A 13,497-nucleotide genomic window follows, 5' to 3' on the forward strand; every position below is an offset into this window, starting at 1 on the left:
TAAGCCACAGGGTTCAGTTTCCCTGAAAATTAGACGGTGAAAGGGCTACAGCAGCTTATCCACAGGAGAGGCTGTGCATAAGAATAAACATAAAAACAAAGCTTTTATAAAGTTTTCTTCTTTGATTTCTGTTGTCTGCCATTCATCCACAGACTGGTCAAAATTTGCTCAGACGGTTCCTTTGCAGGGGGTGAAGTCCCTATACTTGTCCGCTTACCTTCTCTATTCGCAAAAACAGGCACGAGGTGCGTGGTGGATTTCCCTTCCCGTTTTGAAGTGATCGTCATCGGCGGCGGCCATGCCGGTACCGAGGCTGCGCTTGCGTCAGCACGCATGGGTGTGAAAACCCTGCTGTTGACCCATAACGTGGAAACCCTCGGTCACATGAGCTGCAACCCGGCGATTGGTGGCATCGGCAAGAGCCATCTGGTCAAAGAGATCGATGCACTCGGCGGCGCCATGGCGCTGGCCACCGACAAGAGCGGCATTCAGTTCCGCATCCTGAACAACCGCAAGGGCCCGGCCGTACGCGCCACCCGCGCCCAGGCCGACCGCGCCATCTACAAGGCTGTGGTACGCGAAATCCTGGAAAACCAGCCGAACCTGTGGATATTCCAGCAGTCGTGTGACGACCTGATCGTCGAACAGGACCAGGTCAAAGGCGTGGTAACCCAGATGGGGCTGCGGTTCTTCGCTGAATCGGTGGTACTGACCACCGGTACTTTCCTCGGCGGGCTTATCCACATCGGCCTGCAGAATCATTCCGGCGGTCGTGCCGGTGATCCGCCGTCAATCGCCCTGGCTCACCGCATGCGCGAACTGCCGCTGCGCGTTGGCCGCCTGAAAACCGGTACTCCGCCGCGTATCGATGGCCGTTCCGTGGATTTCTCGGTCATGACCGAGCAACCTGGCGACACGCCGATCCCGGTGATGTCGTTCATGGGCAACGCCAACATGCACCCACGCCAGGTGAGCTGCTGGATTACCCACACCAACGCCCGCACCCACGAGATCATTGCTTCGAACCTGGACCGTTCACCGATGTACTCCGGTGTGATCGAGGGTGTTGGCCCGCGCTATTGCCCGTCGATCGAAGACAAGATCCACCGCTTCGCCGACAAGGAAAGCCACCAGGTGTTCATCGAGCCGGAAGGCCTGACCACCCACGAGCTTTACCCCAACGGTATTTCCACTTCGCTGCCGTTCGATGTGCAGCTGGAGCTGGTGCGCTCGATCCGCGGTATGGAAAACGCCCATATCGTTCGCCCGGGCTACGCCATCGAGTACGACTACTTCGACCCGCGTGACCTGAAGTACAGCCTCGAGACCAAAGTCATCGGTGGCCTGTTCTTCGCCGGCCAGATCAACGGCACCACCGGCTACGAAGAAGCCGGCGCCCAGGGGCTGCTGGCCGGGACCAACGCCGCGTTGCGTGCGCAAGGCCGCGAAAGCTGGTGCCCGCGCCGCGACGAGGCGTACATCGGCGTACTGGTCGACGACCTGATTACCCTGGGTACCCAGGAGCCGTATCGCATGTTCACTTCGCGCGCTGAATACCGGCTGATCCTGCGTGAAGACAACGCCGACCTGCGCCTGACCGAGAAAGGCCGCGAGCTCGGCCTGATCGACGACGATCGCTGGGCCGCGTTCTGCGCCAAGCGCGACGGCATCGAGCGGGAAGAGCAGCGACTGAAGTCTACCTGGGTGCGTCCGAACACCGAACAAGGCCAAGCCATTGTGGATAAGTTCGGTACCCCGCTGGCCCACGAGTACAGCCTGCTCAACCTGCTGGCCCGTCCAGAGATCGACTATGCCGGGCTGATCGAAGCGACCGGCGGTGCAGAAATCGATCCACAGGTCGCCGAGCAGGTCGAGATCAAGACCAAGTACGCCGGATACATCGATCGCCAACAGGACGAGATCGCCCGCCTGCGAGCCAGCGAAGACACCCGGCTGCCTGTGGATATCGACTACACCACGATTTCCGGGCTGTCGAAGGAGATCCAGGGCAAGCTCGGCCAGACCCGTCCAGAGACACTGGGCCAGGCTTCGCGTATTCCAGGCGTTACCCCGGCAGCCATATCCCTGTTGTTGATTCATCTGAAAAAACGCGGCGCAGGCCGCGAATTGGAGCAAAGCGCTTGAGTTCCCTGGTCACCCCGCAACACGCCGAAGAGTTGTCCACAGGTGCGCGCCAGCTTGGTGTCGAGCTGAGCGCCGAGCAGCACGAGAAGCTGCTGGGCTACCTGGCCCTGTTGATCAAATGGAACAAAGCCTACAACCTCACTGCCGTGCGCAACCCGGACGAGATGGTTTCCCGCCATCTGCTCGACAGCCTCAGCGTCATGTCGTTTATCCACAGCGAGCGTGACAACTGGCTGGATGTTGGCAGCGGCGGTGGCATGCCCGGCATTCCTTTGGCTATCCTGCATCCGCACAAGCAGGTGACGGTGCTGGACGCCAATGGCAAGAAGACGCGCTTCCTGACCCAGGTGAAGATGGAGCTGAAGCTGGACAACCTCACGGTTATCCACAGCCGGGTCGAAGCCTTCCAGCCGTCGCAACCGTTCAGCGGCATCATCTCCCGCGCCTTCAGCAGCATGGAGAACTTCACCAACTGGACACGCCATCTGGGCGACACCGGGACGCAATGGCTTGCAATGAAGGGGCTGCATCCTGCCGATGAACTGGTAGCATTGCCCGCAGACTTCACAGTGGAAAGCGAGCAGGCCCTGACCGTTCCGGGTTGCCAGGGCCAGCGCCATCTGCTGATACTGCGCCGCAAGGCTTGATTGGGAACACACGCAACAATGGCTAAGGTATTCGCAATCGCGAACCAGAAAGGTGGTGTCGGCAAGACCACTACCTGTATCAACCTCGCAGCATCGCTGGCCGCGACCAAGCGTCGTGTGCTGCTGATCGACCTCGATCCCCAGGGCAACGCGACCATGGGTAGCGGTGTGGACAAACACGAACTCGAGCATTCGGTCTATGACCTGCTGATCGGGGAATGCGACCTTGCCCAGGCCATGCACTACTCCGAGCACGGCGGCTTCCAGCTGCTGCCGGCTAACCGCGACCTGACCGCCGCGGAAGTGGTGCTGCTGGAAATGCAGGTCAAGGAAAGCCGCCTGCGCAACGCGCTGGCGCCGATCCGCGAAAATTACGATTTCATCCTCATCGACTGCCCGCCGTCGCTGTCGATGCTGACGCTCAATGCGCTGGTCGCCTCCGATGGCGTCATCATCCCGATGCAGTGTGAGTACTACGCACTGGAAGGGCTCAGCGACCTTGTGGATAACATCAAGCGCATCGCTGCCCGGTTGAACCCGGAGCTCAAGATCGAAGGCCTGCTGCGGACCATGTATGACCCGCGCCTGAGCCTGAACAATGATGTTTCGGCGCAGCTCAAGGAGCATTTCGGCGAGCAGCTGTACGACACGGTCATTCCGCGCAACATCCGCCTGGCCGAGGCTCCGAGCTTCGGCATGCCGGCGCTGGCCTACGACAAGCAATCGCGTGGCGCTCTGGCTTATCTGGCCTTGGCCGGTGAACTGGTACGCCGTCAACGCCGTCAATCACGCACTGCACAGACAACTTAAGGAATCCGCATGGCCGTTAAGAAACGGGGTCTCGGACGTGGGTTGGATGCACTGCTAAGTGGTCCTTCCGTCAGCGCGCTCGAAGAGCAGGCTGTGAAGATCGACCAGAAAGAACTGCAACACCTGCCCGTCGAACTGATCCAGCGCGGCAAATACCAGCCGCGCCGCGACATGGACCCCGAGGCACTGGAAGAACTCGCACACTCGATTCGCAACCATGGGGTGATGCAACCGATCGTGGTCCGCCCGATCGACGGTAGCCGCTATGAGATCATTGCCGGTGAGCGCCGCTGGCGCGCCACCCAGCAAGCCGGTCTCGACACCATCCCGGCGATGGTGCGCGAAGTGCCGGATGAAGCCGCCATCGCCATGGCGCTGATCGAGAACATTCAGCGCGAGGACCTCAACCCGCTGGAAGAAGCCCTGGCCCTGCAGCGCCTGCAGCAAGAGTTCGAGCTGACCCAGCAACAGGTGGCCGATGCCGTGGGCAAGTCGCGGGTGACCGTGGCCAACCTGTTGCGCCTGATTTCGCTGCCCGAGGCAATCAAGACCATGCTCGCCCACGGCGACCTGGAGATGGGCCACGCCCGCGCATTGCTCGGCCTCGAGGAAGAACGTCAGGAAGAGGGGGCGCGTCATGTTGTCGCACGTGGCCTGACCGTGCGCCAAACTGAGGCACTGGTCCGTCAATGGCTCAACGGCAAGCCTGATCCGGTCGAACCGAGCAAACCTGATCCGGACATTGCACGCCTTGAACAGCGGCTCGCAGAGCGCCTTGGCTCCGCCGTGCAGATACGCCACGGCAACAAGGGCAAAGGCCAGTTGGTTATCCGCTACAACTCGCTTGACGAGTTGCAAGGCGTGCTTGCTCACATCCGCTGAAACAATTCCCGTTGTAGCGAGCAGTCGGAAATCACTACCGAAGAGTTGAATAGGGGTTAATCCACCCCTATACTCTGCGCGCATTTTGTCGGCACAAATTATGCCAAGTCATAACTGACTTGTTGGTCGACTTCCGAGGAGCAGTTGTGATGGAAATCCGCACGCCAAACCGCCTGCCTTTCCATCGCTGGGCGGTTTTTCCGGTACTGCTGGCTCAATTCGTCGTACTGCTGCTGGCAACCTTCGTGTTGTGGCAGTGGAAAGGGGCGGTCAGTGGATATTCAGGCCTTTGCGGAGGTTTGATTGCCTGGCTGCCCAATGTGTATTTCGCCTGGAAGGCTTTTCGCTTCAGCGGAGCTCGGGCGGCACAAGCCATCGTCAAGTCGTTTTACGCTGGCGAGGCAGGCAAGATGATTTTGACGGCAGTGCTATTTGCACTGACCTTCGCAGGAGTGAAGCCACTGGCGCCGTTAGCAGTCTTCGGCGTCTTCGTGTTGACCCTTTTGGTCAGCTGGTTCGCGCCCCTGCTGATGAATAAAAGACTTTCGAGACCTTAGGGCGTTTGAGGCAACCATGGCAGCAGAAACCGCTTCGGGCTATATCCAGCACCACTTGCAGAACCTGACCTACGGTCAACTACCAGACGGCAGCTGGGGCTTTGCCCATTCGGCTGCAGAAGCCAAGGCAATGGGCTTCTGGGCGTTCCACCTGGACACCCTGGGTTGGTCCGTCGCGCTGGGTCTGATCTTCCTGTTCATCTTCCGCATGGCGGCCAAGAAGGCGACTTCTGGTCAACCAGGCGGCCTGCAGAACTTCGTGGAAGTGATGGTGGACTTCGTCCATGGCAGCGTGAAGGACTCCTTCCACGGCCGTAGCCCGGTAATCGCCCCGCTGGCGCTGACCATCTTCGTCTGGGTATTCCTGATGAACGCCATCGACCTGGTACCGGTCGACTGGATTCCTCAGCTGGCCATGCTGATCTCCGGTGATCCGCACATTCCGTTCCGTGCAGTGTCGACCACCGACCCGAACGCGACCCTGGCCATGGCCTTCTGCGTGTTCGCCCTGATCATCTTCTACAGCATCAAGGTCAAGGGCCTGGGCGGCTTCATCGGTGAGCTCACCCTGCACCCGTTCGGCAGCAAGAACATCTTCGTTCAGATCCTGCTGATCCCGGTGAACTTCCTGCTCGAATTCGTCACCCTGATCGCCAAGCCGATCTCCCTGGCACTGCGTCTTTTCGGCAACATGTACGCTGGCGAACTGGTGTTCATCCTCATCGCCGTGATGTTCGGCGCCGGCATCCTCTGGCTGAGCGGCCTGGGTGTCGTGCTGCAGTGGGCATGGGCTGTATTCCACATCCTGATCATCACGCTGCAAGCTTTCATCTTCATGATGCTGACCATCGTCTACCTGTCGATGGCTCATGAAGATAACCATTAAGACCGCCTGGCGTGTCTTGTAGCCTTCCCCGCTCGTTTGGGGGGAAGGCTTTAAAAGTCCGCAAGGGCAGCTGTACCAAACGATTTGTTTTACCGCTTCAACTTAAAAACCTAACCAATACGACGTAAAAGTCGGGAGGAAAGATGGAAACTGTAGTTGGTCTGACCGCTATCGCTGTTGCTCTGCTGATCGGCCTGGGTGCTCTGGGTACCGCCATTGGTTTCGGCCTGCTGGGCGGCAAATTCCTGGAAGGCGCTGCTCGTCAACCAGAAATGGTTCCGATGCTGCAGGTGAAAATGTTCATCGTTGCCGGTCTGCTCGACGCCGTAACCATGATCGGTGTTGGTATCGCTCTGTTCTTCACCTTCGCGAATCCGTTCGTTGGTCAGATCGCCGGCTAATCACTCGTAACCACGAGTTGATGGCTGTGATGAATTAAGACCGAGCGAGGTGTTGGCGTGAACATTAATGCAACCCTGATTGGCCAATCCGTTGCCTTCCTGATTTTTGTACTCTTCTGCATGAAGTACGTATGGCCTCCGGTCATCACTGCTCTGCAGGAGCGTCAAAAGAAGATTGCCGACGGCTTGGACGCTGCCAACCGCGCAGCTCGCGACCTGGAGCTGGCCCAAGAAAAAGTGGGTCAGCAACTGCGTGAAGCTAAAGCACAGGCAGCCGAAATCATTGAGCAAAGCAAGAAGCGCGCTGCTCAGCTTGTCGAGGAAGCCCGTGACCAGGCCCGCGTCGAAGCTGACCGTGTGAAGGCTCAGGCTCTGGCCGAGATCGAACAGGAACTGAACAGCGCGAAAGACGCCCTGCGTGCCCAAGTGGGTGCCCTGGCTGTTGGCGGTGCTGAAAAGATCCTTGGCGCCACAATCGATCAAAACGCGCATGCGGAGCTGGTTAACAAACTGGCCGCTGAAATTTAAGCGAGGGCGATCATGGCAGAACTGACCACGTTGGCCCGACCTTACGCTAAGGCTGCCTTTGAGCATGCCCAGGCCCATCAGCAACTGGCCAATTGGTCAGCCATGCTCGGCCTGGCTGCTGCGGTGTCTCAAGACGACACCATGCAGCGCCTGCTCAAGGCCCCGCGACTGACGAGCGCAGAAAAGGCCGCCACGTTCATTGACGTGTGCGGTGACAAGTTCAATGCACAGGCACAGAATTTCATTCATGTTGCCGCGGAAAATGACCGTCTCCTGCTTTTGCCGGAGATTGCCGCTCTGTTCGACCTGTACAAGGCCGAGCAAGAGAAATCCGTGGACGTGGAAGTCACCAGTGCCTTCGCGTTGAACCAAGAACAGCAAGACAAACTCGCCAAGGTTCTCAGTGCACGGCTAGGCCAGGAAGTTCGCCTGCACGCGTCGGAGGATGCCAGCCTGATTGGCGGCGTCGTCATCCGCGCTGGTGACCTGGTAATCGATGGCTCTGTTCGCGGCAAGATCGCGAAACTGGCCGAAGCATTGAAATCTTGAGTTTGAAGGGGCAGCAGAGCAATGCAGCAACTCAATCCTTCCGAAATTAGTGAAATCATCAAGGGCCGCATCGACAACCTCGATGTGAGCTCCCAAGCCCGTAACGAAGGTACCGTTGTTTCGGTATCCGACGGTATCGTGCGGATCCACGGTCTGGCCGACGTCATGTACGGCGAAATGATCGAGTTCCCTGGCAGCGTATTCGGCATGGCCCTGAACCTGGAGCAAGACTCCGTAGGTGCGGTGATCCTGGGTGCCTATGACACCCTCGCCGAAGGCATGAGCGCCAAGTGCACCGGCCGCATCCTGGAAGTTCCGGTTGGTAAGGAACTGCTGGGTCGCGTCGTTGACGCACTGGGCAACCCGATCGACGGCAAGGGTCCTCTGGGCAACACCCAGACCGACGCGGTCGAGAAAGTGGCTCCGGGCGTGATCTGGCGTAAGTCGGTAGACCAGCCTGTACAGACTGGCTACAAGTCCGTCGACGCCATGATTCCTGTCGGCCGTGGCCAGCGCGAGCTGATCATCGGTGACCGCCAGATCGGCAAGACCGCCATGGCCATCGACGCCATCATCAACCAGAAAGACTCCGGTATTTTCTGTGTGTATGTTGCAGTCGGCCAAAAGCGTTCCACCGTTGCCAACATCGTTCGCAAGCTGGAAGAAACCGGCGCCCTGGCCAACACCATCGTGGTCGTTGCCAGTGCTTCGGAATCCGCCGCACTGCAGTTCCTGGCTCCTTACGCCGGCTGCACCATGGGCGAGTTCTTCCGTGACCGCGGTGAAGACGCCCTGATCGTTTACGATGACCTGTCCAAGCAGGCCGTTGCCTACCGTCAGATTTCCCTGCTGCTGCGCCGTCCACCAGGACGTGAAGCGTACCCAGGTGACGTGTTCTATCTCCACTCCCGTCTGCTGGAGCGTGCATCGCGCGTTTCGGAAGAGTACGTCGAGAAGTTCACCAACGGCGCAGTCACTGGCAAGACCGGTTCCCTGACCGCCCTGCCGATCATCGAAACCCAGGCTGGCGACGTTTCCGCGTTCGTTCCGACCAACGTGATTTCCATCACCGACGGTCAGATCTTCCTGGAATCGGCCATGTTCAACTCGGGCATCCGCCCTGCAGTGAACGCCGGTGTTTCGGTATCCCGCGTAGGTGGTGCCGCTCAGACCAAGATCATCAAGAAGCTGTCCGGTGGTATTCGTACCGCTCTGGCTCAGTACCGTGAACTGGCTGCATTCGCCCAGTTCGCTTCCGATCTGGACGAAGCGACCCGCAAGCAGCTGGAGCATGGTCAGCGCGTAACCGAGCTGATGAAGCAGAAGCAGTACGCGCCAATGTCCATCGCGGACATGGCCCTGTCGCTGTACGCCGCTGAGCGTGGTTTCCTGACTGACGTGGAAGTCTCCAAGGTCGGTAGCTTCGAGCAAGCGCTGATCGCCTACTTCAACCGTGATCACGCCGAACTGATGGCGAAGATCAACGTGAAGGGTGACTTCAACGACGAAATCGACGCTGGCATGAAAGCCGGTATCGAGAAGTTCAAGGCCACCCAGACCTGGTAAGCCGCAGCGGGGGCTCCGGCCCCCGCTTGCTAACCTGATAGGTGATACATGGCAGGCGCAAAAGAGATTCGCAGTAAGATTGCGAGCATCAAAAGCACGCAAAAAATTACCAGCGCCATGGAGAAAGTGGCGGTCAGCAAGATGCGCAAGGCACAAATGCGCATGGCTGCTAGCCGTCCTTACGCGGAGCGTATCCGCCAGGTGATCGGTCATCTGGCCAACGCCAACCCGGAATACCGCCACCCGTTCATGATCGAGCGCCCTGTAAAGCGCGCCGGTTATATCGTGGTGAGCAGTGACCGTGGTCTGTGCGGCGGCTTGAACACCAACCTGTTCAAGGCCCTGGTCAAGGACATGAACGAAAACCGCGAACAGGGCGTTGAAATCGACCTGTGCGTGATCGGCAGCAAGGGTGCGACTTTCTTCCGCATCTTTGGCGGCAACGTGGTAGCCGCGATCAGCCACCTGGGCGAAGAGCCATCGATCAACGATCTGATCGGCTCCGTCAAAGTGATGCTGGACGCCTACCTGGACGGCCGTATCGATCGCCTTTCGGTGGTTTCGAACAAGTTCATCAACACCATGACCCAAAAACCGACGGTCGAGCAATTGGTACCGTTGGTGGCAACCCCGGATCAGGATCTCAAGCATCACTGGGATTATCTGTACGAACCTGACGCAAAAGAGCTGCTGGACGGCTTGATGGTGCGTTACGTGGAGTCGCAGGTATACCAGGCGGTGGTCGAGAACAACGCTGCTGAACAGGCAGCCCGGATGATCGCCATGAAGAACGCCACAGACAACGCCGGTGATTTGATCAAAGAGCTGCAGTTGATCTACAACAAGGCGCGTCAGGCTGCGATCACCCAGGAGATCTCGGAAATCGTCGGCGGCGCTGCCGCGGTTTAACGGTTCAAAAATTCAGAGGATCCAGCTATGAGTAGCGGACGTATCGTTCAAATCATCGGCGCCGTCATCGACGTGGAATTCCCACGTGACGTCGTACCGAGTGTTTACAACGCGCTGAAAGTTCAAGGCGCGGAAACCACCCTCGAAGTTCAGCAGCAGCTGGGCGACGGCGTGGTTCGTACCATTGCGATGGGCTCGACCGAAGGCCTGAAGCGCGGTCTGGATGTCGTCGACACCGGCGCTGCCATCTCCGTTCCAGTTGGTAAGGCCACCCTGGGCCGTATCATGGACGTACTTGGCAACCCGATCGACGAAGCCGGCCCGATCGGCGAAGAAGAGCGTCGCGGTATCCACCAGCCAGCGCCTTCGTTCGCTGACCAGGCAGGCGGCAACGACCTGCTGGAAACCGGCATCAAGGTTATCGACCTGGTCTGCCCGTTCGCCAAGGGTGGTAAGGTTGGTCTGTTCGGTGGCGCCGGCGTCGGCAAGACCGTAAACATGATGGAACTGATCCGTAACATCGCCATGGAACACAGCGGTTACTCCGTGTTCGCTGGTGTGGGTGAGCGTACTCGTGAGGGTAACGACTTCTACCACGAGATGAAGGACTCCAACGTTCTCGACAAGGTAGCGCTGGTCTACGGTCAGATGAACGAGCCACCAGGAAACCGTCTGCGCGTAGCGCTGACCGGCCTGACCATGGCTGAGAAGTTCCGTGACGAAGGTAACGACGTTCTGCTGTTCGTCGACAACATCTATCGTTACACCCTGGCCGGTACCGAAGTATCTGCACTGCTGGGCCGTATGCCTTCGGCAGTAGGTTACCAGCCGACCCTGGCCGAAGAGATGGGCGTTCTGCAAGAGCGTATCACTTCGACCAAAGAAGGTTCGATCACCTCCGTTCAGGCCGTATACGTACCTGCGGACGACCTGACCGACCCGTCGCCAGCGACCACCTTCGCTCACCTGGACGCCACCGTCGTTCTGTCCCGTGACATCGCTTCCCTGGGTATCTACCCAGCGGTTGACCCACTGGACTCGACTTCGCGCCAGCTGGATCCGAACGTGATCGGCAACGAACACTACGAGACCGCTCGTGGCGTTCAGTATGTTCTGCAGCGCTACAAAGAGCTGAAGGACATCATCGCGATCCTGGGTATGGACGAACTGTCCGAAAGCGACAAGCAACTGGTAGCCCGCGCTCGTAAGATCCAGCGCTTCCTGTCGCAGCCGTTCTTCGTGGCCGAAGTCTTCACCGGTTCGCCAGGCAAGTACGTTCCCCTGAAAGACACCATCGCTGGCTTCAGCGGCATCCTCAAAGGTGACTACGACCACCTGCCAGAACAAGCGTTCTACATGGTCGGCAGCATCGACGAAGCGATCGAGAAAGCCAAGAAACTGTAATCCCGGCGCCCCGCAAGGGGCGCTAATCAGGTTGAGGCAAGCAGATGGCTATGACAGTCCATTGCGATATCGTCAGCGCGGAAGGAGAAATCTTCTCCGGCCTGGTCGAGATGGTAGTAGCGCACGGCAACCTGGGCGATCTTGGTATCGCTCCAGGCCACGCCCCGCTGATCACCAATCTCAAGCCTGGTCCGATCACGCTGACCAAGCAAGGTGGCGATCGTGAGGTGTTCTACATCTCCGGTGGCTTCCTCGAAGTGCAGCCGAACATGGTGAAGGTTCTTGCCGACACCGTGCAGCGCGCTGCCGACCTGGACGAAGCTCAGGCTCAGGAAGCCCTCAAGGCTGCTGAGAACGCCCTGAACGCGAAAAGCTCGGACTTCGACTACGGTGCTGCTGCCGCACGTCTGGCCGAAGCAGCAGCTCAGCTGCGTACTGTCCAGCAAATGCGCAAGGGCAAGTAATCCGGCTTTTGCCGCATACTTCCGTTGCGATTGAGTTAAAGGGTAGCCTCGGCTACCCTTTTTCTTTTTCTGAATTCCCTCTTCGGTCATCCCTGACCACCCAGGATTGGTAGCCAGTCAATGTCCCTCGATATCGTCATTCTCGCCGCAGGCCAAGGTACACGCATGCGTTCGGCGCTGCCAAAGGTACTCCACCCGGTAGCCGGCAACTCCATGCTCGGTCACGTTATCCACAGCGCGCGCCAGCTCCAGCCACAGGGCATTCATGTGGTCATCGGTCACGGCGCCGAGCTGGTGCGTGAGCGCCTGGCAGCCGACGACCTGAATTTCGTCATGCAAGACAAGCAGCTGGGCACGGGTCACGCCGTTGCGCAGGCCTTGCCAGCGATCACTGCCGATACCGTGCTGGTGCTGTACGGCGATGTGCCGCTAATCGAAGTGGAAACCCTGCAGCGGTTGCTGGCGAAGGTTAACGACACGCAGCTCGGCCTGCTCACCGTCACCTTGCAAGACCCGACCGGTTATGGCCGCATCGTGCGTGATGGCGAAGGCCAAGTGATCGCTATTGTCGAGCACAAGGACGCCAGCGAAGCGCAAAAGGCGATCAAGGAAGGCAATACCGGTATTCTGGCCATGCCTGCCGCGCGCCTGGCCGACTGGATGGGCCGCCTGTCGAACAACAATGCCCAGGGTGAGTACTACCTCACTGATGTCATTGCCATGGCGGTGGCTGATGGCCTGGTGGTCGCCACCGAACAGCCCCATGACCCGATGGAAGTACAGGGCGCCAATGACCGTCGCCAGCTCTCGGAACTCGAGCGCCATTACCAGCTGCGTGAAGGCCGCCGCCTGATGGCCCAGGGTGTCACCTTGCGCGACCCGGCCCGTTTCGATGTGCGTGGCGAAGTGACTGTGGGTCGCGACGTGCTGATCGACATCAACGTCATCCTGGAAGGCAAGGTAGTCATCGAGGACGACGTGCAGATCGGCCCGAACTGTGTGATCAAGGACAGCACCCTGCGCAAGGGGGCAGTCATCAAGGCCAACACGCATCTCGACGGCGCGGTGATGGGCGAGGGCAGCGATGCCGGGCCGTTCGCCCGCCTGCGCCCGGGCAGCGTGCTGGAAGCCAAGGCCCATGTGGGTAACTTCGTCGAACTGAAAAACGCCCATTTGGGGGAAGGCGCCAAGGCTGGCCATCTGACCTACCTGGGAGACGCCGAGATCGGTGCGCGTACCAACATCGGCGCCGGTACCATTACCTGCAACTACGATGGCGCCAACAAGTTCAAGACCGTGATGGGGGAGGACGTGTTCATCGGCTCCAACAACTCGCTAGTGGCGCCTGTGGAAATCAAGGCCGGTGCCACCACGGCGGCCGGTTCGACCATCACTCAGGCTGTCGAAGCAGGTGACTTGGCGGTGGCCCGTGCGCGCCAGCGCAATATCGCGGGCTGGAAGCGCCCGGAGAAGATCAAGAAAAGCTGAGTTATACACAGCTGTTTCGATTGAAAGCCGACTTATGTGAATAAGTCGGTTTTTTTATGCCTGCACACAACCCTTTGGGAGCGGGCTTGCCCGCGAAGTAGACAACACGATGTATGGCACGGGCTGCGCCCGTGTTCGCGGGCACGCCCGCTTGTATGGTTAGACTTGAAGGGGTGGTGGGACTAAATGCCCGATTCTGACTGTTAGCAGCAGTACAGACCGTGGGAGACATCGCCCCACCCCTTCCACCAAAGCGCCGAT

14 protein-coding genes are annotated in these 13,497 nt (G+C 59.0%); all 14 read left to right on the forward strand.

Translation table 11 applies throughout. From position 1 onward, the window contains the following. The first annotated feature begins 252 nt into the window (after positions 1-252). The gene (mnmG, locus tag CQW31_RS19775) at positions 253-2,145 is read left to right on the forward strand and encodes a tRNA uridine-5-carboxymethylaminomethyl(34) synthesis enzyme MnmG (protein WP_099815205.1); all 1,893 of its coding nucleotides are present in this window, start codon (positions 253-255) and stop codon (positions 2,143-2,145) included. After that, entirely contained in the window at positions 2,142-2,792 is a 651-nt protein-coding gene (gene rsmG / locus CQW31_RS19780; protein ID WP_054884845.1) for a 16S rRNA (guanine(527)-N(7))-methyltransferase RsmG, read from the forward strand. Before mnmG ends, rsmG begins: the two co-directional genes overlap by 4 nt. 18 nt (positions 2,793-2,810) lie before the next feature. Next, on the forward strand, positions 2,811-3,602 hold the full coding sequence (locus tag CQW31_RS19785; protein ID WP_012316952.1) for a ParA family protein: 792 nt from the start codon (positions 2,811-2,813) through the stop codon (positions 3,600-3,602). 9 nt (positions 3,603-3,611) lie between these two features. Then, entirely contained in the window at positions 3,612-4,484 is an 873-nt protein-coding gene (locus tag CQW31_RS19790; protein ID WP_054884844.1) for a ParB/RepB/Spo0J family partition protein, read from the forward strand. Between the two features lie 149 nt (positions 4,485-4,633). Next, positions 4,634-5,041, forward strand: a complete 408-nt coding sequence (locus CQW31_RS19795) for a F0F1 ATP synthase subunit I (protein WP_054884843.1) — start codon at positions 4,634-4,636, stop codon at positions 5,039-5,041. 16 nt (positions 5,042-5,057) lie between these two features. Then, the gene (atpB, locus tag CQW31_RS19800; RefSeq protein ID WP_054884842.1) at positions 5,058-5,927 is read left to right on the forward strand and encodes a F0F1 ATP synthase subunit A; all 870 of its coding nucleotides are present in this window, start codon (positions 5,058-5,060) and stop codon (positions 5,925-5,927) included. 143 nt (positions 5,928-6,070) lie between these two features. Then, a complete protein-coding gene (gene atpE, locus CQW31_RS19805; RefSeq protein WP_003097235.1) occupies positions 6,071-6,328 on the forward strand; it encodes a F0F1 ATP synthase subunit C in 258 nt (85 codons plus the stop codon). A gap of 57 nt (positions 6,329-6,385) precedes the next feature. After that, on the forward strand, positions 6,386-6,856 hold the full coding sequence (locus CQW31_RS19810; RefSeq protein ID WP_027917106.1) for a F0F1 ATP synthase subunit B: 471 nt from the start codon (positions 6,386-6,388) through the stop codon (positions 6,854-6,856). 12 nt (positions 6,857-6,868) lie between these two features. After that, complete coding sequence (locus tag CQW31_RS19815) at positions 6,869-7,405, forward strand: F0F1 ATP synthase subunit delta (RefSeq protein WP_003253191.1); 537 nt, start codon at positions 6,869-6,871, stop codon at positions 7,403-7,405. A 21-nt stretch (positions 7,406-7,426) separates the two neighbouring features. After that, the gene (gene atpA, locus CQW31_RS19820; protein WP_054884841.1) at positions 7,427-8,971 is read left to right on the forward strand and encodes a F0F1 ATP synthase subunit alpha; all 1,545 of its coding nucleotides are present in this window, start codon (positions 7,427-7,429) and stop codon (positions 8,969-8,971) included. 48 nt (positions 8,972-9,019) lie between these two features. After that, a complete protein-coding gene (atpG, locus tag CQW31_RS19825) occupies positions 9,020-9,880 on the forward strand; it encodes a F0F1 ATP synthase subunit gamma (protein WP_013974905.1) in 861 nt (286 codons plus the stop codon). Positions 9,881-9,907: 27 nt separating this feature from the next. After that, a complete protein-coding gene (gene atpD, locus CQW31_RS19830; RefSeq protein WP_054884840.1) occupies positions 9,908-11,284 on the forward strand; it encodes a F0F1 ATP synthase subunit beta in 1,377 nt (458 codons plus the stop codon). Between the two features lie 44 nt (positions 11,285-11,328). Next, positions 11,329-11,748 (forward strand): F0F1 ATP synthase subunit epsilon, encoded by a 420-nt coding sequence (locus CQW31_RS19835; protein WP_033695933.1) that lies wholly within the window; start codon positions 11,329-11,331, stop codon positions 11,746-11,748. A gap of 120 nt (positions 11,749-11,868) precedes the next feature. Next, a complete protein-coding gene (glmU, locus tag CQW31_RS19840; RefSeq protein ID WP_099815206.1) occupies positions 11,869-13,236 on the forward strand; it encodes a bifunctional UDP-N-acetylglucosamine diphosphorylase/glucosamine-1-phosphate N-acetyltransferase GlmU in 1,368 nt (455 codons plus the stop codon). The last annotated feature ends 261 nt before the right edge of the window (positions 13,237-13,497 follow it).

The sequence above is a fragment of the Pseudomonas sp. 382 genome (assembly GCF_002759075.1).
Taxonomy (GTDB): domain Bacteria; phylum Pseudomonadota; class Gammaproteobacteria; order Pseudomonadales; family Pseudomonadaceae; genus Aquipseudomonas; species Aquipseudomonas vlassakiae.